Origin of the sequence: Streptomyces sp. NPDC048275, assembly GCF_040652275.1 — a bacterium.
Taxonomy (GTDB): Bacteria; Actinomycetota; Actinomycetes; order Streptomycetales; family Streptomycetaceae; genus Streptomyces.
The window spans coordinates 142002-168622 of sequence record NZ_JBEZLR010000007.1; the positions used below are offsets into that span (position 1 = coordinate 142002).

Sequence of the window (26621 nt, forward strand, 5' to 3'; positions counted from 1 at the left end):
GAGAGCCTTGAAACGGTCACGCGAGAGGGCGGCGTCCGAACTGTTCGCCGCCCTCTACCCGCGCCTCGCGGGCTGGTGCCGCCGTCTCGTCGACGACGACGAGACGGCCCACGAGATCGCCTCGGAGGCCTTCACCCGGCTCTGGGCCCGCTGGACGAACGTGGAGGAGCCCCGCGGCTTCCTCTACGTCACCGCGGCCAACCTCGTCCGGGACCACTGGCGCAAACTGGAGCGCGAGCGCAGAGCGATGCACCGCGCGACCGCGGAGGCCGCTGTCCGCCCCCATCCCGAACAGGCGGACCCCTCGGTCCGCCTGCTGGTGCAGTCCCTCCCGGAACGACTCCGTGTCCCGATCCTCCTCCACTACTACGCTGACATGCCGATCCGGGAGGTGTCCTTGCTGACCGGACGCAAGGAAGGAACCGTCAAGGCCGACCTCCACGCGGCCCGAGAACTGCTCCGCGCCCACCTGAGGAGAAGCCTTGACCACACGCTTTGACGACGGGGGACCGGACTTCGACCCTGCCGACCCCGACGACCCCTTGGCGGTGATCCTGCGCCCCGCCTCCGACCACCTCGGCCCACCCATGGGCCGCTACGAGACGATCCGCCGCGCGGCGTCCCGCCGCCGCCTGCTCCGCGCCGCGACCGGGGCGGCCTTGACCTGTGCGGTCGCGGCCCTCGTAGCGCTACCACTCCACTTCGCGGCACCGGACTCACCGTCGTCCCCGACGGTCCCGCTGGCTCCACCACCCGCGACCAGCAGTCGCACGACGCCCCCCGGCCCGCCGAGCTCCCCCGCTCCCGCCGGCCAGATCCCCACCCAAGATCCCACGACGGCTCCCAGCACCCCGGCCGTCCCCCACCGAACCCCGTCCGCGATCCCATCGACAAGCCCGTCATCGGCAACCACTCCGCGGGCGGTTGCTCCGTCATCAACGCGGGCCGACGGATGACTCGGCTCAGACGACCGGCTCGCCGATGCCCAGCAAGTTTCCCTCGCTGTCACGGAACCAGGCTCCGCGCTCACCCCGCGCGCCCTTGCTCGGGTAGTTCCCGTCGATCTCGGCGATCCCGTCCCTGGTTCGCAACCCAGGCACATCGACCTCGTCGAACACCACGCCGCGCCGCTTGAGCTCCGACACGACGGTCTCGATGTCGTCGACCTCGAAGGCCATCTGCGTGAAGGTGCCGGACGAGGCTCCCGTCGATCGGAACAGCGCGAACTCCGCGCCTTCGCACCGATACAGCAACCCACCGGGCCGTTCGTCAACGGGGTGCAGGCCAAGTCGCTCGGCGTAGAAACGCCGCGCCCGGTCCAGGTCCTGAGCCGGAAGCCTGGTCGCCACGCGTGACCCGGCCAGAAGGTTCCTGTCGTCTGCGTTCATCCCCACACTGTGCCGTGAGAAGTAGCCGCAGGGGCGGAGGCACCCGGCGCGTGCCACGGCGGTGCCCTCGTCGTCGCATGGCTCCCTGCGGTGCGTCTGGAACTCCCTTCGTTCCGAACCCCGTTGACATCTCCCCTCGCGGGCCTCCATCATCATTCCACTAATCAAGTAGTGGAATGGTGGTGGTGATCTTGGAGTTCCGCATCGACAGGCGGAGCGGGGTCCCCGCCTTTCAGCAGATCGTCCAGCAGACCAAGCAGGCCCTGCGGTTGGGCGTGCTGGTGCCGGGGGACCGGCTGCCGACCGCCAAAGAGGTCTCCGAGATCAGCGCGGTCAACCCGAACACCACGCTCAAGGCGTACCGGGAACTGGAACGCGAGGGCCTGGTCGAACCACGACCGGGCCAGGGCACTTTCGTGCGCCGCTCGCTGGCCCGCCCGCAGACGGGCACCGACTCGCCGTTGTACGGGGAGCTGGTGGCGTGGATGTCGAAGGCAGGCGAGGCAGGCCTGGAGCAGGAGGACGTGGCCGCGCTGGTCGCGTCGGCCATGGAGAAGCAGTACGGCGAAATGACGACGAGTGCGAGGAGCACAGGTGAGTGACGGTATGCGCGCCGGGGAATCGGCGCTGGAGGCGCGCGGCGTGGGCATGCGGTACCGGCGGGGCTGGGCCCTGCGGGACTGCTCCTTCCGGCTTCCGGCGGGCCGGATCTGCGGGCTGGTCGGCCCCAACGGGGCGGGCAAGACCACGCTGTTGGGCATCGCGGCCCATGTGCTGGAGCCGACGGAGGGCTCGCTCAGCGTTTTCGGCGCGGCCCCGGGCTCGGTGGAGAACGGCCGGCGCACCGCGTTCCTCGCCCAGGAGAAGCCCCTGTACCGCCGTTTCACCGTGGCGGAAACCCTGCGCCTGGGACGGGAGTTGAACCCCGACTGGGACCAGCGGGCCGCCGAGGGCATCGTCCGCGCGGGAAATGTGCCCCTGGACGCGAAGATCGGCACTCTCTCCGGGGGCCAGCGCACCCGCGTCGCCTTCGCCCTCGCCTTCGGCAAGCGCCCCGAGCTGCTGCTGCTCGACGAGCCGATGTCGGACCTCGATCCGGTGGTGCGCCACGAACTCATGGGCACCCTCATGGCCGAGGCCGCCGAGCACGGCACCACCGTGCTGATGTCCACCCACGTCCTCGCCGAGCTGGAGAACGTCTGCGACTACCTCGTCGTCATCGCCGACGGCGGTGTGCGTCTCGCCGGTGACGTGGACGAACTGCTGGCCGTGCACACCATGGTCACGGGTGTCAGGGACAGCGACGCGCTGCCCGCTGACCTCGCGCACCACACGGTCGTCGAATCACGTACCAGCGGACGGCAGTTCACCGCCCTCATACGCCCCCAGGGGCCGGTCGTCGGCCCCTGGGACACCGACGTCCCGAACATGGAGGAACTCCTGCTCGCGCATCTGCGCTCGGCCGAGGCGCCACCCCTGATCACCCCCACCGCCCAGGTCCCGGACCAGGCGCACGGCTCGCGGGCGGTGGCGGCATGAGCGACACCCTCACCGGCACTCCGGCCACGACCGCGCCCACGACGGACTCCACCCGGCGCCCCCGGCTCCGCGGAACGACCTGGCTGGTCTGGCGTCAGCACCGGGCCGCGTTCTGGACCGTCCTCGGCGCCACCGTGCTGTGCCTGGCATGGATCGTCTACCAGCGCACACAGATGGTGGACTTCCTCCACGGCTACGGCTGGCCCGACAAGAGCATCGATGACCTGGCCGGAAGCAATGAGTTCGGACAGTACGCCAACGCGTTCCAGTCCGTCTCCCTCGGCCTGACCGTGATTCCCATCCTGCTCGGTGTCTTCGTCGGCGCTCCGCTGCTCGCGGGCGACCTGGAGACCGGCACCGCCAAGCTGGTCGCCGCTCAGTCCACGAGCCGCGCCCGCTGGCTGGCCACCAAACTGGGGCTGACCGCGCTGGTGGTCACGGTCAGCACGGTGGTGCTGTCGGCCGCGTACGGCTGGTGGTGGAACCCGGTCAAGTACCAGAACACCGTCGGGGACTGGACCTCCGGCTCCGCCTTCGACATCACGGGACCCGTGCCCGTCGCCCTCACCCTCTTCACCGTCGTGGGCGGGGTGGCGATCGGCGTGGTGCTGCGCCGCACGCTGGCGGCCATGGTGGTCACGTTCGGTTTCGCCGTCGTCGTTCAACTCGTCTGGGGATACTTCCGGTTGTCGCTCGGCGACGTGGTCACGATCACGACGAGCAAGGGCGTCACCGCCGACAACTCGTTTCCCACGCTGCCCGATGGGGCCTACCAGATCGACGAGTCGTACCTCACCGGCAGCGGAGACCTCCTCGGCTGGAGCACCTGCGTGGACGCGCAGTCGGAACAGGCGCGCGAACTCTGCCTGAAGAAGGCCGATGTGGTGGGCTGGTCGGTGGACTATCTGCCGATCTCGCAGATGACCGGCATGCAGTGGTTCGGCTCGGCGATCCTGCTGGCCCTGACCGCCGGCGTCACCGCGGCTCTCTTCTTCTGGGGCCGCAAGCGGCTCGTCTGACACCCGTCGGCCGCCTCGCCCTCCGGCCTACCGCACCACCAGGTGATGACGCCGAGCGTCAGTCGTCCTCGTCGTCGCTCTCCCCGTCCTTCCCCCCGTGCTTCCCGTCCTCCTTGTGCGGCTCCTCCTGCCGTTCGCGACGGTCGCTCGCCTCCGCCTTCGGGCTCGGGGAGGCGGTCGGGTTCGTCGCCAGGGGTGACGTGGAGGCGGGAGCGCTGGTGCCGGGCGACGGTTCGGATTCCGGGCCCTCCGCCGTGGTGGTGTCGGGGGAGAACCACAGCATGCCCAGGAGCACCGCGGCCACGAAGAGCACCGCCGCGGCGGCCGTGGCCACCACGCGCGGTCGGCGGGCGAGGAGGGGGCGCAGCCCGGTTCGCTCCGGACGCCGTGCCCGGGAGCGGCCGGCGGCGTGGCCCGAGGTGGAGGGCAGCGCGTACGTGGTCGGGGCGCCGACTTCGCCGACCTGGCGTGGTCCCGGCCCGGGGCGCTGACCCGCCACCGGACCCTGGCCCGCCGCCGGACGCCGGCCCGCGACGGCGGACGGTCCCGTGCCCGGGCCGGCCGTCCCCCGGGACACCGTCGGCGGCCGGGAAGCCGGCGTCGCGTCGGGCAGCGGCTCGGGGCGCCCCTGCCAGGCGCCGCCGGCGAACCAGTCGGCTGCCTGCTGGGCGGGGGGCCGGTGCTCGGGCTTCTTGGCGAGCAGGCCGAGCAGGTAGTTCTCGAAGGCGGGCGGGAGCCCGGCGACGCCCAGCTCGCGGGGCGGTACGGGCGCGGCGTCGAGGTGCTGGTGCAGGATGGCGACGGCGGTGTCGGCCCGGAACGGCGGGTGGCCGGTGAGAAGTTGGTAGAGCACGCAGCCCAGGGCGTACATATCGGAGGCCGGGCCCGCCGGCTGTCCCAGGGCACGCTCGGGGGCGAGGTAGAGGCTCGTACCGACGATCTGCCCGGTGGCGGTCAGGGCGGCGCCGGGGTCGTCGAGGAAGCGGGCGATGCCGAAGTCGCCGATCTTCAGGGTGCCGTCGGCGTCCAGCAGCAGGTTGGCGGGCTTGATGTCCCGGTGGACGATGCCCTGCCGGTGCGCGGCGGCGAGCCCGGCGGCGGTCTCGGCGGCGATACGGGCCACGCGTTCGGCGGGCAGCGTGCCGGACTGGGACAGCACGCTCGCGAGGCTGGGGCCGTCGACGAGTTCCATCACCAGGAAGAGCCGGTTCTCGTGCTGACCGAAGTCCAGGACGCCGACCACGTTCGGGTGGTTGAGCCGGCCGGCGGTCTGCGCCTCCAGCCGGAAGCGGGAGGTGGCGGTGGGGTCGGAGTCCTGGGGCAGCAGGAGCTTGACCGCCACCGGTCTCGCGAGGGTCTCGTCGTACCCCTGCCAGACCTCGCCCATCCCGCCGCGTCCGATCGACGCGCTCAGCCGGTAGCGGCCCGCTATCAGCACCTGTCCTCATCCCCATGCCGTGAGACGTCGTGAACGCCGCAGGCCGTAACTCACCACGTGGGAACGGGTGATGGTGGGATGCCGCAGCCGACCCAGCATACTGGCGGCCGGGTCAGCCGGTTTCCGTGCCGCCGGTCCGTTCGGCCTGTTCCGGGCGGCGTGGCGGCAGCGCGACCGCCGGGTCCGGCGCCACCTCGACGTGGCGCTCGGCCGCGCTGCGGCGGGCTTCCGCGACGGCCGAGCGCACCGGTGTTGCGGACCGGCGCCCGTCTGCGCCGCCGGGTGTTGCGGACCGGGTGCCGGTCCGTGCAGGGGCGACAGGGCCAGAGTGCGCTGTCACCTTTCCCGTGTTTCCCGTTCCACCAGTTCCTTGAAGTGATCGAGGTCGCTGCGCACGATGCGTTCGATCGCGCTCGCCTGGGCGAAACCCTTCTGTCCGCCGAAAGCCTCCCTGACAGCACCCGGGTCGTACTCGAGCCGGGCCTGGATCCGGGTGTGTTCCGCGTCGATGGGCAGGACGGAGAAGGAGCCCGCAAGGTCGGGACCGCTCAGGGCCTGCCATGCCATCGTGCGCCCTTGGTCACGGTCGGTGATCTCGGCCTCGAGCTCCTGCGTTCGGCCTCCCGTCTCGATGTCCAGGAGCGTCCGGTTTCCGGTCCTCGAACGAGCCTCACGTACTCCTTCGACGAACCGCGGATAGTTCTCCACGCGGTGGAGGCTGTCCCAGGCCTGATCGACCGGGACGCTGATGTCGACATGCTCTTCGAGAGTGCTCATGATTCACCCCAAACCTCGCTCACGGTTTACCGGGTCATGAATCCAGTGTGCGCGTTGCAGCTCAGGTGCACCTCGGTTGCACCTCAAATGATCAGCACGATGGCAGCGCCGATGCCGCCGAGGAAGAGTGCGAGGGCCGCTTCCAGCCAGCCGCCCTTCCCCCAGCGGAACGGCCGGTCAAGGGCGAGTTGCCCGGGGCCGGTGGCCGCGATGGTGAGTGCGGCGACGGCGATGGACACGTTGTACTCCACACCGCCGTCGGTCGCCCACAGACCGTGCTCGGCGGTGACGGTGACCATGGCGTTGATCATCACGCCGATCACGGCGGCGGCCGCCAGGGGGGTGAACAGCCCGACCGCCAGCCCCAGCCCTCCGAGGAACTCGGATGCGCCGCCGATGACGGCGAAGAGCGTTCCGGGGTGGTAGCCCAGGGCGGCGAAACCGTCGGCGGTGGCGGACAGACCGGCGCCGCCGAAGATCCCGAAGAGCTTCTGGGCGCCATGGGCCGCCATGAGCAGGCCGAAGGTGAGCCTGAGGAGGAGCAGACCGCAGTCGCCGGCGGAGAGGGCCGGCCGTGCCGTGGGCTCGGGCGAGGCGCGCCACTGAGCAGCGGTGATTTTCATCGGGAGCTCTCTTCTTGCATGAGGCTCCCCGGGCGGTTGCCGGACCACCCAAGGAACCGGCACATCGGTGGGGACCGTCACCAAGGCGCTCTCGGCGCATCCCGCGTCGACAGGCCAAAAACCGCCGACCGGACCGCAGGCGGCATCGCTCAACCGCAGGGGTCCGGGCGCCTGCGCGCCCGGACCCGTCGCTCACGCCGCGAGGGCGTGACCGGGATGCAGCACCACCTTGGTATAGCCCTCGATCCGCTGGTCGAACTTCTCGTACGCCTGCGGCGCCTGGTCCAGCGGCAGCTCGTGGGAGACCACGAAGCTGGGCTTGGCGCGCCCGGCGATGATCAGGTCACGTAGCTGGCGGTTGTACCGCTTGACGTTGCACTGACCGGTGCCCATCTGCTGGCCCTTCTCGAACATCTTGCCGATGGAGACCAGTAGTTGGCCGTGCTTGGCGTGCTCGTCGGGTCCGCCGGGGTCGGAGGGGACGTACAGACCTGGTATGCCGAGCATGCCGGTCGGCCGCACCGTCTCGACGAGTGTGTTGAGGACGACGGCGGGCTCCTCGTGGCTGGCGTCGTGCGCCTGGGCCTGGTACCCGACGGCGTCCACGCCCTTGTCGGTTCCCTCTCCTCCCGTTTGTTCCTTGATCCGTTCGGCCGGATCGCCCTGGGTGAAGTCGATCGGGATGGCCCCGATCTCCTCCGCCTTGGCGAGCCGCTCGGGCACCCGGTCGACGGAGAACACCTTTGACGCCCCGCGCAGCAGCGCGGAGTAGGCGGCCATCAGTCCCACCGGTCCGGCGCCGAAGACGGCCACGCTCTCGCCAGGCGTCACCTGGGCGAGTTCGCATCCGTGGTAGCCGGTCGGGAAGATGTCGGCGAGCAGCACGAAATCGGTCTCGAATTCCTCGCCCGGTGGCAGCTTCAGGCAGTTGAAATCGGCGTAGGGCACCCGCAGGAGTTCCGCCTGACCACCGGTGTACGGGCCCATCGCCACGTATCCGTAGGCTCCGCCGGCGAAACCGGGATTGACCGTCAGGCAGAAACCGGTCCTGCCCGCCAGACAGTTCTTGCAGAATCCGCAGGCGACGTTGAAGGGCATCACCACGCGGTCCCCCTTGGACAGTGAGGCCACGCCGCTACCGACCTCCTCGACTATGCCGAGGTTCTCGTGTCCGAAGACGATGCCCGACTCGGCCGCGGTGCGGCCCTCGTACATGTGCAGGTCCGATCCGCAGATCGCGGACGACGTGACCCGTACAAGCACATCGTTGGGGTGCTGGATCCGTGGATCCTCGACTTCCCTCACAGCCACACTGAAGGGCTTCTCGTAAACGACGGCTTTCACCTTTGCCACCTCCGCGTCGAACGCTGGATGACGGCGGTGACGAACGGGCCGCTACCCGGGGGGACACACACGAAGGCGCGGGCCGTCGGCCCTGTGCCGTGGCCTCGAGTGCTCTCGCTTCACCGCCCGTACCTCCAGGTAACGCCCCTACGGCACGGGCCGCAACCGACGCCGGGGGCGGCCGCGACCAGCGGCCCGTAGGGGTGCCCGGCAACTCTTTCCTGTCGCATGTCACATCTTGCCGAGCCGCTCCGTCAGAGAGGTGTGGACGCCAACAACGACACAGGGGAGCGCACCATGGATGCTCGCTTGAACCTCTTCGGCAACCCGCTCGCCGGCACGTTCTTGCGGTACATCAACTCGGCGGGCAAGGCGGTCTCGGATTCGACGCTGCCTGCCGCGACGCAGGAGCTGGTGAAGATCCGCGCCAGTCAGATCAATGGCTGTGGCTTCTGCACCGACATGCACACCAAAGACGCCGCGCACGCCGGTGAGACCTCGACGCGCCTCAACCTGATCGCGGCCTGGCGGGAGGCCAAGGTGTTCACCGATGCCGAGCGCGCCGCCCTGGAGCTGACGGAGCAGGGCACCCGCATCGCCGACGCGGCCGGAGGCGTCACGGACGAGGCATGGGCGAACGCCGCCAAGTTCTACGACGAGGACCAGCTCGCCGCCCTGGTGTCCCTCATCGCCCTCATCAACGCCTACAACCGCGTGAACGTCATCGTCCAGCAGCCCGCCGGCGACTACCGGCCCGGCCAGTTCGGCTGACGAGAAGCACCAGGCCGGCCTCGCGTGGATCGCGGGGCCGGCCGTGGGTGCGCTGCTTCGATCGCCAGGACCTGTCCTACTTGGCGAGGTGCTTCTCCAGGTCGGCGAGCACCTCGTCGGCGGCCGTCACGCCGAGGCCGAGGTACCAGGTCTCGTCCGGGACGTCGTAGGCGTGCCCGGCCTTGACGGCGCCGAGGTTCTTCCACAGCGGGTTGTTCTGCGCGGTGGACTTGTCGGTGGCCTTCGGGTCGCCGTAGACGCCGGTGAAGATGTAGTCGGCGTCGGCCTGGTCGATGTTCTCGGCGCTGACCTCGGCGGCGAGGTCCTCGATGTCCTGGTTCTTCGGCCGGGGGATGCCGACGTCCTTCAGGATCGTGCCGATGAACGAGGCGTTGGCGTACAGGCGGATGACGCCGTCCGGCAGGTAGCGGACCATCGAGACGGTCGGCTTGTCGGTGCCGAGCTTCTCGCTCAGCGCCTCGGCCTTGTCCTGGTACGCCGCGAGCTTCTCCTTCGCCTGTGCCGTCCTGTCGAGGGCTGCCGCGTTGAGGAGGTAGTTCTCCTTCCAGGTGAAGCCGGGGCGGACGGAGAAGACGGTCGGCGCGATCTGGGACAACTCGTCGTACGTGTCGGCGGCACGCAGCTGGCTGCCGAGGATCAGGTCGGGCTTCAGCGCGGCGATCGCCTCCAGGTTGAGGCTGTTGATCGTGCCGACGTTCTTCGGGCTGCCCGCGTCCTTCTTCAGGTACGACGGCAGCTCGGGGGAGCCCTCGGTGGGGGCGAGGCCGACCGGCTTGATGCCGAGGGACACGACGTTGTCGAGTTCGCCGACGTCGAGGACGACCACGCGCTTGGGCTGGTCCTTGATCTCCGTCTTGCCCATGGCGTGGGTGATGGTGCGCGGCCACTCGCCGGCCTTGGCGTCGGTGCCCAACGCGGCGGTCTTCTTCGCCGCGTCCGCGAAGTCCTCCCCGCCCTGGGCGACCGCCTTCTTGCCACCGGCACCGGCGGAGGCCTCGGCGGCCGTGCCTTCCCCGCCGTCGGAGGAACCGCCGCACGCCGTCAGGGAGAGCGCGGCGGCGAGAGCGAGGGCTGCGGCGGCGGTGCCGCGGCGGCGGAGGGACATGGGAGGACTCCCGTCGTACGAAACAGAAAAGCTAAGGCGAGCCTTACCTTATGAGAATCCTATGGAAGGGCGGCATCCGGAATGTGTGGTTCCGATCACTGTTCCGATCACTGTTCCGATCACTGCTTCGATCACGTGACGGTTTACATGGTCGGAACACGTGGCCGCCGACGTGACGGTCACGGGGCCGTCTTCTGTGCGGGCACGTGGCCCGGTCCCGCCTCTCGTGGAGGACCGGGAACCACCAGCGGATCACCCGTCACCGGATCCGGTACGACGACCGAGGCGAGCCCGAAGACCTCCTGGACGAGGTCGGCCGTGACGATGTCGGCGGGCGGGCCCTGCGCCACGATCCGTCCCGCTCGCATGGCGATCAGGTGGTCGGCGTAGCGGGCCGCCTGGTTCAGGTCGTGCAGCACCGCCACCACGGTTCGGCCGCGTTCCTGGTTCAACTGCCGTACGAGATCCAGTACTTCGACCTGATGGGCGATGTCCAGGTAGGTCGTCGGCTCGTCGAGCAGCAGCAGGTCGGTGTCCTGGGACAGGGCCATCGCGATCCACACGCGTTGGCGCTGACCGCCCGACAGTTCGTCGATCGGGCGCTCGGCGAGGTCGATGGTCCCCGTACGCTCCATCGCCTCGGAAACGGCCGTCTCGTCGGTCTCGGACCACTGCTGCCACCACTTCTGGTGCGGCTGCCGTCCGCGCGAGACCAGGTCCGCGACCGTGATCCCCTCCGGCGACACCGGGGTCTGCGGCAGCAGGCCGATCACCTGGGCGATCCTCTTGGTGGGGATGCGGGCCAGCTCGACGCCGTCGAGGAACACGGCGCCCCGGCGCGGTTTCAGCAGCCGGCCCAGGGCGCGCAGCAGGGTGGACTTGCCGCAGGCGTTGGGGCCGACGATGACGGTGACCTTCCCGTCCGGGATCTCCAGGTCCAGGTCCTCGACGACCGTGCGGTCCTCGTAGGCGAGGGTGAGCCCCCGCGCGGTGAGACGGTTGTCCTGAGCCGTGGGATTGTCCTGTGCAGCGAGACAGTTGTCCTGCATGGTGGGACGGTTGCCGGTCACGCGGTTCCTCCGGAACGGCTGTTGCGGGTGCGGACGATCAGCCACATCAGATAGGGGGCGCCCACCAGGGCGGTGAACACGCCGACCGGCAGTTCCAGCGGCGAGAGGAGCCTGCGGGCCAGCAGATCCGCGACGACCACGATCAGTGCGCCCGTCAGTGCGGAGCACACCAGCGGAACGTGCGGGGTGCGGGTGAGCCTGCGGGCGATCTGCGGGGCGAGCAGGGCCACGAAGTCGACGGGACCCGCGGCCCCGGTCGCGACGGACGCGAGGACGACACCGAGGACGCTCAGCCCGAGCCGCACCCGGCCGAGCCGGATACCGAGGGCGGTGGCCGTGTCCTCGTCGAACGCCGCGCTCCGCTGCGCGCGGGCCGCCCACAGCAGGAACGGCAGGAGCAGCACCAGGGCGGTCGCGAGCGGTGCCGCCTGGTCGTAGCCGCGGCCGTTGAGCGACCCGGTGAGCCAGGTCTTGGCCTGCTGGGCGACCAGGTAGTCGCCCTTGGTCACCAGCAGTCGGGTCAGGGAGCCGAGCGCCACCGAGATGCCGATGCCCACGAGGATGAAACGGGAGGCGGTGAGGCCGCCCCGCCACGCGAGCAGGTAGACGAGCAGGGCGGCCAGCAGCCCGCCCACGACGGACACGTACGGCAGGACGGCGTACGAGGTGAGGCCGAAGGTCATCGCGGCGACCGTCGCCGCCCCCGCGCCGTGCGTCACGCCGATGACGTCGGGGCTGGCCAGCGGGTTGCGGGCCATGGTCTGGATCAGCGCGCCGGACAGCCCGAAGGCGGTCCCCACCAGCAGCCCGGTCACCAGCCGCGGCAACCGCAGCGTGCCGACGACCAACTCGTCGGGGCTGGGCAGGCCGAGCAGCACGCGGACGACCTCGGTCGGCGGGACGAACGACTCGCCGACGCACAGGGACGCCACGACGACGGCCGCGAGCAGGACGGTGAGGACGACGGCCACCACAAGGGCCCTGCGGTGCAGCAGGAAGCTGCTGCCGCGCCCGGCCCGCAGGACGGTGTGCCCCGCGGGGCGGACGGCGGCGAGAGGCTTGAGGGGACTGGACGGGACACCCCGGTCCTCGCACGCGGCATCCCGGTCGACGTACGTCATGCCGTCGCCACCGCCTTCCTCCGCACCAGCACGACCAGGAACGGCACACCGGCCAGCGCCGTCATGACGGCCACCGGGACTTCCGAGGGCGGTACGACGATCCGGCCGAGGACGTCCGCCAGGAGCAGCATCACCGGGCCGAGCAGCGCGGCCATGGGCAGCAGCAGACGGTGTCCCGGGCCGACGAGCGCGCGGGCGATGTGCGGTACGGCGAGACCGATGAAGGCGATGGGACCGGCCGCGGCGACCGCGGCGCCGGTCAGGACGGTCGCGCCCAGGGCGCCGGTCGCGCGCAGCAGGGCGACGTTGTGGCCGAGCCCGCGGGCGATGTCGTCGCCGAGCGCGAGCGCGTCCAGCCCGCGGGCCATGGCCAGCACCAGCAGCAGACCGGCGAGCAGGAAGGGCCAGACCTGGCCCGCGATCGTCGTGTCCCGCCCGCTGATCGAACCGACGTCCCAGAACCGGAACTCGTCGAGGGCCCGTGCGTTGGTGGTGAGAACGGCCGAGATGACGGAGGCGATGAACGCGTTCATCGCGGCCCCCGCCAGTGCCAGCTTGACCGGAGACGCGCCGCCGCGTCCGCCGCTGGCGACGGCGTAGATGCAGACCGCCGCGACTCCCGCGCCCGCGAAGGCGTACCAGACGTATCCGGTCAGGGTGTGCACCCCGAGAAAGGCGATGGCGAAGACCACGCCCAGCGAGGCGCCCTGGCTGATGCCGAGGATGCCGGGCTCGGCGATCGGGTTCCGGGTGATGCCCTGCAGAACCGTTCCGGCAACGGCCAGTGCGATGCCGACCAGCACGCCGATGACCGTCCGCGGCACGCGCAGCGACCGTACGACCTGGGCGTCGTCGCTGGTACCACCGTGCACCAGAGCGTCCCAGACCGTCGAGGGCGGGATCGTCCGGCTGCCGACCGCGAGGCTCAGCAGCACGGCCAGCAACAACAGGAGAAGGGCGGCTGCCATCCAGCCGACGCGGCGTCTTGCGACTCCTGACATGCACCCTTCTCCGTATCAATCAGCTAAGGCTTGCCTAAGAGTACGTGGTGACGGAAGGGCGGCTTCCGGTAGTCGCGGAGCACGGGCGAGGCCCAGGCCGCGAAGCTCAGGTCAGACGGCCGCCACGCGTCGGAGGAGGTCGCCCTAGGTCCTGTCGTCACATTCCCGTCGTCCGCCCGGAGGGCGGGCCTCGCGGCGTCAGGTGCGTGCTCTCGGCGTGCCGGGCACAGACCCTCGTACTGGTTGTACGCGGGTCTGTGCCCGGTGCGGCGAGGGTGCGTGCATGGCGTCGCGAGGCAGGCGGGAATTTGACGACAGGGCCTGGGCCTCTCGCCCGGGAAGTTCAAGGAACTGCGCTCCACCGCGCCCCGACGATCGACATGCGGTTGCGACCGTGGCGCGGGCGGTCGACGGCCGTCGTGCAGTGGCACGCTCGGCCCTCGACCGCCCAAGACCACCGTCCGACCTGGGGCCTGTCGTTTGGATCACGCCGGTGAGCGGGGTCGGGCACGCGCGTCTGCGGCGCCGACAGGGCATCGTCGATTCCCCGCGACCTGATCCGAACGACAGGCCCTGGGCCTTCAGGCCAAGTGCACTTCGAGTGCGGCCCGCACCCCCGACTCGACGGCGCCCTCGATCCACGAGGGTTTGACCGAGGTGTGGTCCCCGGCGAAGTGCAGGGGGCCCTCGGGGGCGCGGATGGCCGCGAGGAGCTCCGTGTGCTGGCCGGGGAGCAGGACGGACGCCTCGCCGTACGCGTACGGGTCGCGCAGCCAGCTCTGCGTGCGGCCGGCGCCCGTGTAGAAGACCTCGATGCGCTGCCCGTAGACCTGCTGCAGGCCCCTGAGCGCGTGCGGGTAGCGGGCGTCGTCGTCGAAGGAGTCCCAGCGGGAGGCGTCGTCGGCCCAGCTGTAGGAGGCGAGGACGACGCCCCCCTTGCTGCCGGAGACCGGGTGGGAGGGGTTGATCATGAAGCGGTTGGAGTTGTCGGCGACCGAGCCGCCGCCGATGATGTGCGCCGCCTCGGGCTGCTCGCGGGAGGCCCAGCGGTTGGCGGCGTAGTGGACGCGCTGCGCCGGGCTGATGTGGCCGGGCGGCACCGACGGATGCGTGCCGAGGAGGCTTCCGTCGGCGGGTGCCTTGCCCTGTCGGTACGCGTCGTACAGTCCGGGCCGCACCGCGTCGAGTTCGCGTTTCCAGTCGGCCTCGGTGAACTCCCACCAGCGGCGGCTGAATTCGAGCAGCACCTTGGTCGCGCTGTCGTAGTGGAGCTCGCCGACGGCACGGCGTTTGCCGTACGACATCAGCGGGCTGACCTGCACCTGCCGCAGCCCGGAGAAAGGGACCGTGACGATCGCGAGATCCCCGGTGAACCGCTCCCGCACGACCTTGCCGTCACGCCCCTCGGACACCGTGTCGATCGACACGTGGGGCCCGTCGGGGCGGACGTGTGAGGTGTCGCCGTCGGCGGCCCGATCCGGGTCCCAGTACTCGATGTGCGTGGCACGCCGGTCCAGCCGCAGCTGGTCGCCGACCTTGCCCAGCAACGCGTCCGGGAGGGTCGCGGTGCCGCCGACCAGCTCCCAGAACGCGGTGTCGGGGCTGATCAGCGACTGGCTGATGAAGCTGTGGACGAAGGACAGCGGCAGCCGTGAGGTCAGGTTCTCGAGGGTGCCGATGAGATCGATGGTGCGCTCGTCGAAGCCGGCCTGCTCGGTCAGGAACCGGTACATGGACCAGTCGCCGTACCGCTGGATCACCCGCGCCCAGCCCCGCACCCGTTCGGGCATGGGCTTGTCGACGCGCTTGCCGTCCGGACCCACCGTGCTGAACTCGTTGCGTACGGGGTCCAGAGCGGCGCGCAGGATCGTGGCGGAGGGGGTGTCCCAGTGCTTGCGCGGCACGCCGAACGACCGGTTGATCCTGCGCGGGGACGTCGCGTACGCGGCGCGGCGCATACGGATGCCGTTGACGTGGATCCACGCCTGGTTGACGGGCTTTCCCTCGCCGTCGACGTCGACGAGGTGGAACCGGCGCCGCTCGACATCGAGTTGGTCGATCAGGCGCATCACCAGTGGATGACTGCCGGGGATCCGCATGGCCCCGGCTTCGGCGTACTGCCGCGGATCGGCGAACGGCTGCGCCGCGTGCTCGTGCCCGCCGGTGCGGAAGGTCTTGATGCGGCCGCCCACGCGGTTGCCATTGGCCTCCAGCAGCGTCACGTGGTGCCCGGCCCGCTGCAGCAGCCAGGCCGCCACCAGGCCGGCCGGTCCCGCCCCGACCACCAGGATCTTCTTGGCGCCGCCCCCCGTCCTGGGGCGCGGCAGACCGGAGTCGAGGATTTTCTCGTACGTCGGCACGAGCGGCTTGTTGTCGTCGTCGACGACCAGCAGCGCGCGGGCGACGGCGAGACAGGTGGCCCAGTCGGCGGTGGATCTCGGCGGGCAGGGGGCGGCTGGGGCTTCCGGGGGAGCGGCGGGGGCCGCGGCGGCCGGATCCGCCGCGCTCAGCCCGAGAGCGGTCGCGGCCGCGGCTGTACCGGCCGCGACCGTCAACTGGCGCCTGGAGAGCGGATGATGGCCGGCTGTGGGGGAGAGGTCATCCATACGTCATGGATAGAGGGGACGGCGTACGTCCGGCAGAGCGATCAACGGCGATCACCGGAACGTGGGAGCGCCACGGGGTGCGTCCCCTGCCCTGGCGACCGCCTGAGCGGACGTGCCGCTCCCGCGCGCCCCTGAGCACGACCACCGAAGTGCGCCACCCTCCCACCGGTCCGGACGACAAAGCACCTCCGGGCTTCCGACCTGGGGGTTCGTCGGCACCGACACGTCGGGGCAGAGACAGCCGTCAGTGCACCAGGGCGGTGTGGGTCATCCGGTGGTCGCGGGTGCGATGTTCTTGTTGAAGCGGAGCAGGTTGTCCGGGTCCCAGGCCGCCTTGACCGCGCGCAGCCGCTGGTGCTTGGCCTCGCTGCCGTGGACTCCGCGGCGCCATGCCTCGCCCCGGTCGTCGGTGAGGTTGGTGTAGCCGCTGGTCATCGAGTGGGTGCGCATCGCCTCGCCGACCGTCGTCGCCCACTGTTCGTACTGCGGGTCGTGGTCGGGGTCGTCCCACATGCTGACGGCCTCCCACAGCCAGGCGGCTCCCTCGCGGGAGAAGGCGGTGGCGTCCTCGGCGACGTCCTCGGAGATCGCGCCGCCCATGCACCAGAGGTTGAAGGAGGTGGCGGCGCCGGGGTGGGAGGGCGCGGTGGCGGCGTGCCGCAGCAGGACTCCGATGGCGTCGGCGGACAGGGCCGGGAGGTAGCCGCCGCGCAGGTTCATGCGCTTGCCGTAGGGGGCGATGGCGTCGAGCATGCTGTTCGCCTGCGACCAGGGCATCTTGGCGACGAGGTCGGCGACCGGCCGGCCGAGCGCGGCGAGGGGCTCGATGACCTCGTCGGCACCGGCAGGGTCGCCGCTGTGGACCGGGACGAGGACCAGCACCGGCTTGCCGTGCGCTTCCGGTGGCAGCATCGGCAGCGCGGGGGCGGGGGCGATCGCGGCCAGCAGGCCCAGTTCGCGAGGGGTTCCGGACGCGCTTCGGCCTCTGAACCGCACCGGCTGAGGGCCCTGCCCCCCCGGAACACGGCTGCCGCGGGCGGCGACAGCCCGGCGGTCAACCGGCTGGCACTTCCCCGGCCGGGGCTGTCCAGGGGGTGGAGGGCTCCACGTCGTCGTACGACCAGGGGCTCAGCGCTGCTAGGCCCTGTCGTCAAATTCCCGCCTGCCTCGCGACGCCATGCACGCACCCTCGCCGCACCGGGCACAGACCCACGTACAACCAGTACGAGGGTCTGTGCCCGGCACGCCGAGAGCACGCACCTGACGCCGCGAGGCCCGCCCTCCGGGCGGACGACGGGAATTTGACGACAGGACCTAGGCCAGGTCCTTCTCCAGGGCGTGCGCCGCGGAGTCCAGGGCGGCGACCAGGGGCTGGAGGTGGTGCGGGTCGTAGCGCACGCTGGGCATCGACACCGACAGACCGGCCAGCGCGGTGCCGTCCCGGTCGCGCACCGGTACGCCGACGGCGACGAGGCCGCGTTCGGATCGCTCCTTGTTGACGGCGAACCCGTTGCGGCGCAGACGCCTCAACTCCGTCCGCAGCCGGGCGAGATCCGGGCGATCGGCCGGACGGTCGCGGTAACGCTCGGGGGCGTAGACCTCCTCCAGCTCTTCCTCGGCGAGGTCGGCGAGCAGGAGCAGCCCCGCCGTCGTGCGGTGGGCCGGGAACACCATGCCCTCCCGGGAACCGACCCGCAGCGCCTGCCGGCACTCGACGCTGGCGATGAACCGGGCCGTGTCCCCGGTGCGCACGGTCAGGTTCGCGGTCTCGTCCAGAAGATCGACGACCCGGTGCAGATGGGGCAGCGCCGCCGCGCGCAGCCGCGACACGAGGGACTGGGAGTGCGCGGCGAGTTCCAGCACCAGCCCCGCGCGGTAGACGCGGTCCTCGCCCTGCACGGCGAAGTCCCGGTAGACGAGCATGGCCAGGACCCGGTGGGCGGTCGACCTGGCGACGCCCAGCCGCTCGGCGATCTGCGACACGGTCGCGCCGCCCTCCATCTGCAGGATGGTCGCCGCCCGCAGCGCGTGGTCCACGCTGGCGATGGGGTAGGGCGGCGGCGTCTTGAGCGGTTTGTCCATGGCGTGGCCTCCGGATTCTGCTCTCGAGAATTTACATGTTCTTCTGGAAGGGACGATGCACGCTGAGGCCTGTGACTCAGTCTTCTCTCGCCCAAGACATCGCTACGGGTTCCCCGGTCCGGCTCCAGGCCGTCTCCGCAGAAGGGCAACCCGAGGTCACCCCGGCGCTCGAAGAGCTGTACCGGGGCTTCGAGCAGGAGTTGCTCGTTCCGCTGTGGACCGAGATCGGCGACCTGATGCCGGCCCATCCGCGCTCGCGCGCCGTGCCGCACCTGTGGCGTTGGGAGCGGCTGCGGGAGCTGGCAGCCGAGGCCGGCGACCTGGTCCCCGTCGGCCGTGGCGGTGAGCGCCGGGCCATCGCGCTGGCCAACCCCTCCCTCGGCGGGAGGCCGTTCGCAACGCCGACGCTGTGGGCGGCCATCCAGTACCTCATGCCGGGCGAGGGCGCCCCCGAACACCGCCACACCCAGCACGCCTTTCGCTTCGTCGTCGAGGGCGAGGGCGTGTGGACGGTCGTGGGGCGTGACCCGGTGGCCATGCGGCGCGGTGACTTCCTGCCGCAGGCGGGCTGGCACATGCACGCCCACCACAACGCCACCGCCGAGCCGATGGCCTGGATCGACGGCCTGGACATCCCCTTTCAGTACGCCACCGAGGCGCAGTTCTTCGAGTTCGGCCGCGACGAGATCAGCGACGCCGAGCGGATCACCCCCGAGCGTTCGCGTTCCGAGCGGCTGTGGGGTCACCCCGGTCTGCGCCCGGTCTCGGCCGGGGAGCTTGCCCCCGGATCCCCCCTGCTGGCGTACCGCTGGGAGCACACCGACCGCGCCCTGAACGACCAGCTCGCCCTGGAGGCCGAGGGCTTCGGCGGCACCGTGGAGCCCGGTCACGCCGCCGTCCGGTTCACCGACCCGGTGACCGGCGCCGACGTGCTGCCGACCATCCGGGCCGAGATGCACCGGATCGCGCGCGGCGCCGAGACCGCGCCGGTGCGCGAGACGGGCTCGTCCGTCTATCAGGTCTTCGACGGCTCCGGCGCCGTCACCGTCGGGGAGAAGTCGTGGTCGCTCACGCGCGGCGACCTGTTCGTCGTCCCCTCCTGGCAGCCGCTCTCGGTCCGCTCCGAGGCCGGCTCCACCGACTCCGACTCCGGCGCGCTGGACCTGTTCCGGTTCAGCGACTCCCCGATCTTCGAGGCCCTCCGGCTGGGCCGTACGCACGTGGAAGGAACCACCCGATGAAGCTCGCCACCCTCCGCACCGCCGGCACCACCCGGGCCGTCCGGCTCGACGGCGACGTCCTGGTCGACCTCGGCGTCCCCGACCTGGGCACCCTGCTGGACCGGGACGACTGGGCCGAGCGCGCCGCAGCGGCCACCGCCGACGGCGCGACGACGTACCCCGTGGACGGCGCCGAGTTCGCGCCCGTGGTTCCGCGGCCGTCGAAGGTGGTCTGTGTCGGACTCAACTACCGCAACCACATCCAGGAGATGGGCCGGGACCTGCCCGAACACCCCACCCTGTTCGCCAAGTTCGCCGACGCGCTCATCGGTGCCGGTGACGACATCGTCCGGCCGGAGGAGACCGACGCGTTCGACTGGGAGGTCGAGCTCGCGGTGGTCGTCGGCAAGCACGTGCGCCGCGCCCGGGGCGAGGAGGCCGAGCGGGCGATCGCCGGGTTCACCGTCCTGAACGACATCACCTGCCGCGACTGGCAGTTCCGCACCCGCGAGTGGTTGCAGGGCAAGACGTGGGACTCCACCACCCCGGTCGGTCCGTACCTGGTCACCCCCGACGAGCTGCCGGGCGGCGTCCGCCCCGCCCTCGACGTGCGGCTCACGGTCGACGGCGAGGTCATGCAGTCCGACACCACCGGCGACCTGCTCTTCGACCCGGTCGACCTGGTCGAGTACGTCTCCACGATCACCCGTCTCCACCCCGGCGACATCATCGCCACCGGCACCCCCGGCGGCGTCGGCCACGCCCGCAAGCCGGCCCGCTACCTGGTCGGCGGCGAGACGGTCGTCACCGAGGTCGAGGGCATCGGCCGCCTGGAGAACCGGGTCGTCAAGGAGAAGTCCGCCTGATGTCCCGTACGTTCGACGACACCCGCCGCTGGGCCCTGCTCGGCACCGAGCTGACGCTCAAGGCCGCCGCCGGCCTCGACGCCGCCGCCTTCGCCGCGCCGAGCGCCCTGCCCGGCTGGAGCCGGGCCCACGTGGCGGCCCACGTCGCCGCCAACGCCGAGGCGCTGTCCAACCTGGTGCACTGGGCCGCCACCGGCGAACCCACACCGATGTACGCCTCGCCCGAGGAACGCGCCACCGGCATCGAACGGGGCCGTGCCCTGCCGGCCGCCGAGCTGACCGCGTGGCTGCGCGGCTCGGCGGACGCCCTGGAGAAGGGGATGGCCGCGCTCGGCGAGGAGCAGTGGCGCGCGCAGGTCGTCACCGCACAGGGCCGGACCGTGCCGGCCACCGAGGTGCCCTGGCTGCGCTCCCGCGAAGTGTGCGTGCACGCCGTCGACCTGGCGAACGGCGTGTCCTTCGCCGACCTGCCGCCCGACTTCCTCACCGCCCTGTGCGACGACGTCGTCACCAAGCGCGCCGCGGCCCCCGGCCCGGCTCTGACTCTGCGGGCCCCGGCCACCGGAGCCGCGTGGGACCTGCCGGGCGACGGCGAAGTCGCCCTGGTCACGGGCGAGTTGCCCGATATCGCGGCCTACCTGACCGGACGGAACGCAGGCCCGCTCACCCCGGACGGCACGCGCGCCCCCACGCTGGGCGCCTGGCTCTGACCCGGGCCTGCCCCGCGACCGAAGGAACAGATCATGAATCCTCAACCCAGCCCCGCCGGGCGGCCCGACGTTCTCGTGGTCGGCGGCGGTATCGGCGGCCTCGGTTCCGCCTTCGCCCTGGCCCGTCAGGGACTGCGTGTACGTGTCCTCGAACGGGCCAAGGAGTTCGGGGAGGTGGGCGCCGGTCTGCAGATCGCACCCAACTGCACCCGCATCCTCGCCGAGTACGGTCTCCTCGAGGAGGCCAGGACTCTTGGCGTCGTCCCCGAAAAAATGGTGATGCGGGACGCGCTTGACTCCCGGGAACTGACCCGGCTGGACCTGCGCGACCTCGAACGCCGCTACGGCTTCCCGTACATGGTCATCCACCGCAGCGACCTGCACGGCATCTTCCTGCGTGCCTGCGAACGCGCCGGTGTCGAGCTGCTGACCGACCAGACCGTCGTCGGCTACGAGCACACGGACGGCGGCGCCCTGATCCGCCTGGAGGACGGCACCACCCAGGAGGCGCCGCTGGTCGTCGCCGCAGACGGCCTGCACTCCGTGGCCCGCCGGCAGCTGGTGGGCGACGACGTGGTCAGCTCCGACTACGTCGCCTACCGCGCGGCCGTCCCCATCGAGCAGGTCCGGGACAACGGCATCGCGGAGAACGACGTCACCGTCTACGTCGGCCCGCGCTGCCACTTCGTCCAGTACGCGCTGCGCGGCGGCGAGATGTTCAACCAGGTCGCCGTGTTCGAGTCGCCCAAGGCCCTCGCCGGGCGAGAGGACTGGGGTACGCCCGACGAACTGGACGCGGCCTTCGAGGCCACCTGCGACACCGTGCGCAAGGGCATTCCGCTGATGTGGCGGGACCGCTGGTGGCAGATGCTCGACCGCGACCCGATCGAGACGTGGGTGCACGGCCGTATCGCGCTGCTCGGCGACGCCGCGCATCCGCCGCTGCAGTACATGGCGCAGGGCGCGATCATGGCGATCGAGGACGGATGGGTGCTCGCCCGGAACTACGCCCGGCTGACCGAGGCCGCTGTGGCGGGCACCCGACCGGACTGGGACGCCGCGCTGGCGGCGTACGAGGCGGTCCGGGTGGAGCACTGCCGTCGGGTGCAGACCACGGCCCGCGCCTGGGGCGAGCTGTGGCACCTCGACGCAGAGCCCCGGCGCCGGCGCAACGCGATCATGCGGGAGCGGGACACCCACGACTACTCCTTCACCGACTGGGTGTACGGCCCGACCGCGCTGACGCCGGACGAGGAATCCCCCATGTTCACGCCGATCCCGCTGTCCTCGGCGGTCCTCGAGGAGTCGGGGGACGAGCCGTCGCGGGAAGCGGCGACGATGGTGGGCAGCGGCACATCATGAGCGACGCCTGTTCGGGCACCCGCCGGGCGCCTCGGGCGGCCGACTCCTTGCCACCCCGGCAAAGGTGCTGCGTGAGCGGCGACAGCGCTGGGGCGTCGCGGCCATCTGCATCGGCGTGGGCCAGGCCCTCGTCGTGCTCCTGGAGAACGTCACCGACGAGGTGAGTCTGGAACGAGACCGGTGCAGCGACTCCTGACGCGGCCATCACGACGCCGACCGGGGGGCCACCACGCCGCCGAACTCGACATCCGCCCACGCAAGACGCTCGGCTGGGAAGCCCCGGCCGAGCGCCTGTCCAAACTGCTCGCGGCTTGAACAACTCACCGCGTGTTGCCACGGCCCCTTGCGTCGGATCCAGCCTGCGGGGTCCGAGCCCGGCCTGTGGCGCGACGTGGAAGGGACTCAGTCAGAGGTGATATTGACCGTGACCGTGCCATAGGCATAGGCGTGCCGCGCGTCGCCGTAGTACTGGACGGTGTACAGGACATCGCCCTTGGCCCTCGGCTGGTCGGTGTAGCTGAACGTTCCGTCCGCGGCGACGTCTGCGGACCCGATCAGCGTGCCCTCACCCGCCAAGGGGTCGTCGATCCGCCAGATGTCGACGGTGCTTCCGGTGCCGAACCCCACGGGCGCTTCGAGCTTTCCGGTGAGGGTGAGGTCCTGATTCCGGGGTGACGAGGCGGGTGCCTGCACGGTGACGGTGGTGGGGACCTGCGGGTGGTTGAGCACCTGCAGCGTCAGGGACGAAGCGCTGCTGTCCTTGGTGACCGCGAAAATCCGGCCGCCGTCCGGGGCCCAGGCCAGACCGGCGGACTGGAGGGTGTTGGTGGCGTAGGGGGACGGCGCCGGGAAGTCCCAGGTCTTGTAGGCCGTGGAGTTGCCCTGCGTGAACAGGTGGACGTCGGGCGAGGAGGCGCCGTTGATGCCTGCCGCGATCGTGCCGTCGGGGGCGATGGCCACCGCGTTGGGGTACGAGTCGGTGGTGTAGCGGCCGTCGTCCGCCAGGTCGGCGGTGCGGAACGCCTGGTGGTAATAGGGCGAGGAGCAGGCGACGACAATCCGCGCGGCGTCCGGCGTCAGGGCGAGGTCCTGCAGGCTCGCGCACCCGTCCGGCCCTGGATCGACGCGCCTCGCCTGTGCGTCGGCCTGGCCGGTGCTCACGTCGTACACCGCCAGGGTGGCGTTGTTGCCGTCGGACTCGGCGGCGACGAGGGTGTCCGGCTCCTGCGGCGTGGCGGCCAGGCGGGGCGCGCCGCGGAACGTGTCGAGGCCCTGGCCCCGTGTGACGACCGGCTGCGGGCCGCTCAGGTCCAGGGAGCCGAGGGCGCCGTGCCAGATGTCCGTGCTGTAGCCGAACCAGATCTTTCCGCCGGCCAGCGCGAGGGAGGTCGGGCCGGCGTAGGCGCCTGCGCCGGTGCCGGTGTCGTACCGGGCGGTCTCCTGCAGAGTGGCGGTGTCGATCGCGGCGATCGCGCCGGCGTCGCGGAGTGCCACGTACAGCGTCCTGGAATCGCTGGAGAGCGCGATTCCCCAGGCGCCGGCCTCACCGCTGATCTGCTTCACGACCTGGCCCGTGTAGTCCGTCACCAGAACGCTGCTACCGAACGGGTCGCTGAGGAAGACCTGTTGATGAGTCGCGTCGACAGCGATGTCCCGATACGAGCTGATCGGCAGTGAGGTACTGGTGTCCGCGGCGGCCGTGGTCGTTCCGACGCCGAGGAGCGAGAGGCCCAGGGCAGCGGAGAGTGCTGCTCTTTCTGCGAACTGTCTTATGTGCACGTGTTGGGTCGCTTCCTTCAGTGGGACGTCTGCCGGTGAGCGCCGCGGAAGGCACGACGAGCAGAGCGGTCCGGCGCTTTGCTCGTACTGCCATTGTCTTGATCGACAGGCGGCACTTATCCAGCGCAACGGCCCAGCCGGACGTCACACACGGTGGGGCACGCATCGCGGCACACGGCCGGCGTCCGGCAGACGGTCTTCGGGCGGTAGGCGGCGATCCGAGCGTCGGTCGCAACTGCCCCTGCACGCAGCGGGGTTCCCGAGACGATGACGATGGCTCCGCTCGGACGGGTTTGTCGAGGACCCGGGCCGGGAGAGGCGCGAACTCAGCCGGGAATGTTGGGAGTCCACTCGTCCCGCGCCCACTCGGAGTCACCGAGCGGATAGTTGTACGCGGGCAGCCCCACGTTCCCGCTCGTCCGGAAGGGCAGGCCGTTGTCGTCGACGCGTACGGTGCCCTGCTTGTCGCCGCTGGACCAGTCCAGCTCCAGGTACCAACTCACGTTGTGCGCCCGGGCGTCCGCGAAGATGTAGAAGACCTCGGGATCGGACTCACTCACCTTGTACGGGAAGTCGCGCTGCCCGGCCTTGGGGGAGGTCGCGGGCCGCCCGGCATCGAGGTTCACACCGAACGACGCCGTCTCCACACCGCCACCGCACCCGACGCCCATCGCGAAGTCGTTCCAGGCGAGCGGCGCACTCTTGTCCACCACCCGCACATGCAGTTCCTCCAGGACGACGGTGGCCTTCCCGGTGCCCTGCACGGTCAGCGCGAGCATCTGCTGCCCACCGGCGACCCCACCGAGCGCGGTGACCCACCCGCGTGCGTCGGACTCACTCGGCGGCGGGGGCACCCGCTCGGGGTTTTCGTCGACCAGGTAGTGCTGGCTGCACGGCCCTTCCCACTTGTACGGATTGACGGCGACGTTGGGCGCGGAGGCCCCGTCCTCGGAACCGCTGCCCCGGGCCGCAGCCCCGGCCCCACTGCTCCGGGACGCGGAGGCGGAAGCCGTAGGACTGCCGCTGCGCGAGGCGGACGGTGAGGTCGGCGTGTCCTTCACTTCGGTCGGCTCGGAGGTGCCGGGACGGTCGTCGACGGACTCGGCGGCGGCCCCCACCGATTGCTTCCCGCCCTGGTCGCCCTCGCCCTCGCCGGGCGCGAGATTCACCACGAGCGCCGCCGCCACCGCGGCGGCGACCACAGCGGCGCCGGCGAGGACGACGGTACGCCGCCGTCGCACCACGGGAGCCTCCGCCAGGGACCCCCGCTCGACCTCGGGAACGGCTCCGTCCGCCGCTTCGGACCCGGTCGCCCCGGTCACGGGCTGCGCCGCCATCTGTTCCTGCGGCTCCTCCTCGGCGGGAGCTCCGCCCGCCTTCTGCCCCCGTCGGGCATCCGCGAGGACCCACTGCCGATGCAGTTCCACCAGTTCCTCGGGCGTCGCCCTGCACACCCGCGCCAAGCGCTCCACGGGCGCGTAGTCCGTCGGTACGGCGTCCCCGTTGACGTACCGGTGCAACGTCGACGCGCTCATGTGGAGCCGCTTCCCGAGCACCCCGTAACTGAGCCCGGACCGCTCCTTCAACTGCCCGAGAAGCTCCGAAAAGCCGTCCCCCGCCATCGTTCCCCCACTCTCCACGTCCCGGACCGGCGTTCCAGGGGGACAGCATTCCCCCAGGTCAGAGCTGTTGCGGGTATTCCAGCGTTCCAAAGATCCCGGCAACCGTGGCGGCTGGGACGGATCACCCCACAAGCTGCGGTCATCCAAGCACGCCGCTCCCGGCACCCGGTCGAGCGGCCCGCACGAACCACCCGTGACGAAACCAGGGGGACCCCTCATGTCCGCACGCACCACCCGCACCCGCCTGCTCGCCGCCACCGCGATCACGCTCGCCACGCTGTCGCTGACGGCCTGCAACAACGGAGAGGGAGTCCAGGACGAGGGCGCGTCCTTTGCGGCCTCGTCCACGCCCACTCCCACCGCTTCCACCACCTCCGCGGGCAGGACGAGCGAGAGGGCGACCACGGGCGGCGGCCAGGCCGACTCCGTGAGCTCCTCCAAGGGTTCTACGGGATCTACGGGATCCACGGGTTCGACCGGCGCAACGGGCGCAACGGGTTCCACAGGCTCGAAGGGCACCGGCACCGACTCCGGCACCGACTCCACCCTGAACGTCCCGTGCACCGGCTCGAACACCAAGACCACCGCCACCGTGGTCGCCCGCCCGTTGAACCACCTCCTCATCACCGTCACCAACACCGGCTCGAAGAGCTGCGACCTCACCGGCTACCCGATGCTCCGCTTCACCGACGCCCAGTCGGTCCCGCCGGTCTTCGAGGAGTCCAAGCCGCAGGCGGTGGTCACGCTGTTCCCGGGCGAGTCCGGCTACGCGGGCGTACTCCTTGCGGCCGCCGACGGCAGCGGCTCGAACGGCTACACGGCCAAGACCCTGGAGGTCTTCTTCGGCAACGGCAGCGACAGCGCCAAGAGCGCCACCCCGTCGCTCCCCGCGAAAGGCGTCTACATCGACGACAAGCTGACGGTCACGTACTGGCAGCAGAACATGGACGACGCCCTCACCTGGTGACCCAGGGCGGCGAGGAACCCGTACACCGAATGTCTACGGGTTCTACGGGTTCTACGGGTTCCTTCACCACGCTGGAAAGAACACATCTCGACCCTCATCAGGCGGCGTCGAGGGCTCCGGTGATCTTGCGGGCCATCTCGGCCATGGCGGGGCTGGGCTCGCCCTTGTGGGTCCGGGCGGCTGCCTTGAC

General features: G+C 70.9%; 26 protein-coding genes and 1 pseudogene. 11 read left to right on the forward strand and 16 right to left on the reverse strand.

The features are described 5' to 3' along the window. Positions 1 to 7: 7 nt before the first annotated feature. Positions 8 to 499 (forward strand): RNA polymerase sigma factor, encoded by a 492-nt coding sequence (locus tag AB0D57_RS07240; RefSeq protein WP_362068039.1) that lies wholly within the window; start codon positions 8 to 10, stop codon positions 497 to 499. Between the two features lie 96 nt (positions 500 to 595). Here AB0D57_RS07240 and AB0D57_RS07245 read toward each other — a convergent pair whose 3' ends face one another. Both AB0D57_RS07245 and AB0D57_RS07250 read right to left on the reverse strand, forming a co-directional pair. Further along, entirely contained in the window at positions 596 to 835 is a 240-nt protein-coding gene (locus tag AB0D57_RS07245; RefSeq protein ID WP_362068042.1) for a hypothetical protein, read from the reverse strand. Positions 836 to 962: 127 nt separating this feature from the next. Continuing rightward, positions 963 to 1388, reverse strand: a complete 426-nt coding sequence (locus tag AB0D57_RS07250) for a VOC family protein (RefSeq protein WP_362068045.1) — start codon at positions 1386 to 1388, stop codon at positions 963 to 965. A 176-nt stretch (positions 1389 to 1564) separates the two neighbouring features. Here AB0D57_RS07250 and AB0D57_RS07255 point away from each other — a divergent pair, with 176 nt between their 5' ends. Genes AB0D57_RS07255 through AB0D57_RS07265 form a run of 3 tightly spaced genes read left to right on the forward strand, consistent with a single transcriptional unit; the run spans position 1565 to position 3946 of the window. Further along, positions 1565 to 1990: a GntR family transcriptional regulator gene (locus AB0D57_RS07255; protein WP_362068048.1), complete on the forward strand. Its 426-nt coding sequence runs from the start codon at positions 1565 to 1567 to the stop codon at positions 1988 to 1990. Positions 1991 to 1994: 4 nt separating this feature from the next. Beyond that, a complete protein-coding gene (locus tag AB0D57_RS07260; protein WP_362068134.1) occupies positions 1995 to 2927 on the forward strand; it encodes an ABC transporter ATP-binding protein in 933 nt (310 codons plus the stop codon). Further along, positions 2924 to 3946, forward strand: coding sequence for an ABC transporter (locus tag AB0D57_RS07265; protein WP_362068051.1), 1023 nt, complete (start codon positions 2924 to 2926; stop codon positions 3944 to 3946). The genes AB0D57_RS07260 and AB0D57_RS07265 overlap by 4 nt, the downstream gene beginning before the upstream one ends. Before the next feature lie 58 nt (positions 3947 to 4004). On the opposite strand, the gene AB0D57_RS07270 is transcribed toward AB0D57_RS07265, so the two are convergent. From AB0D57_RS07270 to AB0D57_RS07290, 5 genes are all read right to left on the reverse strand, one after another. Beyond that, positions 4005 to 5384, reverse strand: a complete 1380-nt coding sequence (locus AB0D57_RS07270) for a protein kinase (RefSeq protein ID WP_362068054.1) — start codon at positions 5382 to 5384, stop codon at positions 4005 to 4007. A 112-nt stretch (positions 5385 to 5496) separates the two neighbouring features. Next, positions 5497 to 5724 (reverse strand): hypothetical protein, encoded by a 228-nt coding sequence (locus AB0D57_RS07275; protein ID WP_362068058.1) that lies wholly within the window; start codon positions 5722 to 5724, stop codon positions 5497 to 5499. Beyond that, positions 5721 to 6161: an SRPBCC family protein gene (locus AB0D57_RS07280; protein WP_362068062.1), complete on the reverse strand. Its 441-nt coding sequence runs from the start codon at positions 6159 to 6161 to the stop codon at positions 5721 to 5723. Before AB0D57_RS07280 ends, AB0D57_RS07275 begins: the two co-directional genes overlap by 4 nt. A gap of 83 nt (positions 6162 to 6244) precedes the next feature. Further along, on the reverse strand, positions 6245 to 6784 hold the full coding sequence (locus tag AB0D57_RS07285) for a DoxX family protein (RefSeq protein WP_362068064.1): 540 nt from the start codon (positions 6782 to 6784) through the stop codon (positions 6245 to 6247). A 192-nt stretch (positions 6785 to 6976) separates the two neighbouring features. Beyond that, positions 6977 to 8128, reverse strand: a complete 1152-nt coding sequence (locus AB0D57_RS07290; RefSeq protein WP_362068067.1) for a glutathione-independent formaldehyde dehydrogenase — start codon at positions 8126 to 8128, stop codon at positions 6977 to 6979. Positions 8129 to 8425: 297 nt separating this feature from the next. Here AB0D57_RS07290 and AB0D57_RS07295 point away from each other — a divergent pair, with 297 nt between their 5' ends. Then, positions 8426 to 8899: a carboxymuconolactone decarboxylase family protein gene (locus AB0D57_RS07295; protein ID WP_362068070.1), complete on the forward strand. Its 474-nt coding sequence runs from the start codon at positions 8426 to 8428 to the stop codon at positions 8897 to 8899. A gap of 76 nt (positions 8900 to 8975) precedes the next feature. Here the strand turns inward: AB0D57_RS07295 and AB0D57_RS07300 are convergent, their stop codons facing one another. The 7 genes from AB0D57_RS07300 to AB0D57_RS07330 form a co-directional block, all read right to left on the reverse strand. Continuing rightward, positions 8976 to 10025: an iron-siderophore ABC transporter substrate-binding protein gene (locus AB0D57_RS07300; protein WP_362068073.1), complete on the reverse strand. Its 1050-nt coding sequence runs from the start codon at positions 10023 to 10025 to the stop codon at positions 8976 to 8978. Between the two features lie 179 nt (positions 10026 to 10204). After that, complete coding sequence (locus AB0D57_RS07305; protein WP_362068137.1) at positions 10205 to 11074, reverse strand: ABC transporter ATP-binding protein; 870 nt, start codon at positions 11072 to 11074, stop codon at positions 10205 to 10207. Positions 11075 to 11091: 17 nt separating this feature from the next. Continuing rightward, on the reverse strand, positions 11092 to 12216 hold the full coding sequence (locus tag AB0D57_RS07310) for an iron ABC transporter permease (protein WP_362068076.1): 1125 nt from the start codon (positions 12214 to 12216) through the stop codon (positions 11092 to 11094). Beyond that, the gene (locus tag AB0D57_RS07315) at positions 12213 to 13217 is read right to left on the reverse strand and encodes an iron ABC transporter permease (RefSeq protein WP_362068079.1); all 1005 of its coding nucleotides are present in this window, start codon (positions 13215 to 13217) and stop codon (positions 12213 to 12215) included. Before AB0D57_RS07315 ends, AB0D57_RS07310 begins: the two co-directional genes overlap by 4 nt. A gap of 581 nt (positions 13218 to 13798) precedes the next feature. After that, on the reverse strand, positions 13799 to 15823 hold the full coding sequence (locus tag AB0D57_RS07320) for an FAD-dependent oxidoreductase (protein WP_362068082.1): 2025 nt from the start codon (positions 15821 to 15823) through the stop codon (positions 13799 to 13801). A 267-nt stretch (positions 15824 to 16090) separates the two neighbouring features. Further along, the gene (locus AB0D57_RS07325) at positions 16091 to 16819 is read right to left on the reverse strand and encodes a BBE domain-containing protein (RefSeq protein WP_362068084.1); all 729 of its coding nucleotides are present in this window, start codon (positions 16817 to 16819) and stop codon (positions 16091 to 16093) included. Positions 16820 to 17137: 318 nt separating this feature from the next. Further along, a complete protein-coding gene (locus tag AB0D57_RS07330; protein WP_362068087.1) occupies positions 17138 to 17905 on the reverse strand; it encodes an IclR family transcriptional regulator in 768 nt (255 codons plus the stop codon). 71 nt (positions 17906 to 17976) lie between these two features. Between AB0D57_RS07330 and AB0D57_RS07335 the strand changes: the two genes are divergently transcribed. The 5 genes and pseudogenes from AB0D57_RS07335 to AB0D57_RS07355 form a co-directional block, all read left to right on the forward strand. Next, positions 17977 to 19146, forward strand: a complete 1170-nt coding sequence (locus AB0D57_RS07335) for a cupin domain-containing protein (RefSeq protein ID WP_362068090.1) — start codon at positions 17977 to 17979, stop codon at positions 19144 to 19146. Continuing rightward, positions 19143 to 19991: a fumarylacetoacetate hydrolase family protein gene (locus tag AB0D57_RS07340; protein WP_362068093.1), complete on the forward strand. Its 849-nt coding sequence runs from the start codon at positions 19143 to 19145 to the stop codon at positions 19989 to 19991. The genes AB0D57_RS07335 and AB0D57_RS07340 overlap by 4 nt, the downstream gene beginning before the upstream one ends. Further along, a complete protein-coding gene (locus AB0D57_RS07345) occupies positions 19991 to 20701 on the forward strand; it encodes a maleylpyruvate isomerase family mycothiol-dependent enzyme (protein ID WP_362068096.1) in 711 nt (236 codons plus the stop codon). Before AB0D57_RS07340 ends, AB0D57_RS07345 begins: the two co-directional genes overlap by 1 nt. A gap of 33 nt (positions 20702 to 20734) precedes the next feature. Continuing rightward, on the forward strand, positions 20735 to 22063 hold the full coding sequence (locus AB0D57_RS07350; protein WP_362068099.1) for an FAD-dependent oxidoreductase: 1329 nt from the start codon (positions 20735 to 20737) through the stop codon (positions 22061 to 22063). Positions 22064 to 22076: 13 nt separating this feature from the next. Then, positions 22077 to 22259: pseudogene (locus AB0D57_RS07355) on the forward strand (hypothetical protein); the annotation flags it as partial. A gap of 206 nt (positions 22260 to 22465) precedes the next feature. On the opposite strand, the gene AB0D57_RS07360 reads toward AB0D57_RS07355, so the two are convergent. Further along, the gene (locus tag AB0D57_RS07360) at positions 22466 to 23842 is read right to left on the reverse strand and encodes a hypothetical protein (protein ID WP_362068102.1); all 1377 of its coding nucleotides are present in this window, start codon (positions 23840 to 23842) and stop codon (positions 22466 to 22468) included. Positions 23843 to 24168: 326 nt separating this feature from the next. Then, a complete protein-coding gene (locus AB0D57_RS07365; RefSeq protein ID WP_362068140.1) occupies positions 24169 to 25464 on the reverse strand; it encodes a helix-turn-helix transcriptional regulator in 1296 nt (431 codons plus the stop codon). A gap of 217 nt (positions 25465 to 25681) precedes the next feature. Here AB0D57_RS07365 and AB0D57_RS07370 point away from each other — a divergent pair, with 217 nt between their 5' ends. Continuing rightward, positions 25682 to 26431 (forward strand): DUF4232 domain-containing protein, encoded by a 750-nt coding sequence (locus AB0D57_RS07370; protein ID WP_362068105.1) that lies wholly within the window; start codon positions 25682 to 25684, stop codon positions 26429 to 26431. The last annotated feature ends 190 nt before the right edge of the window (positions 26432 to 26621 follow it).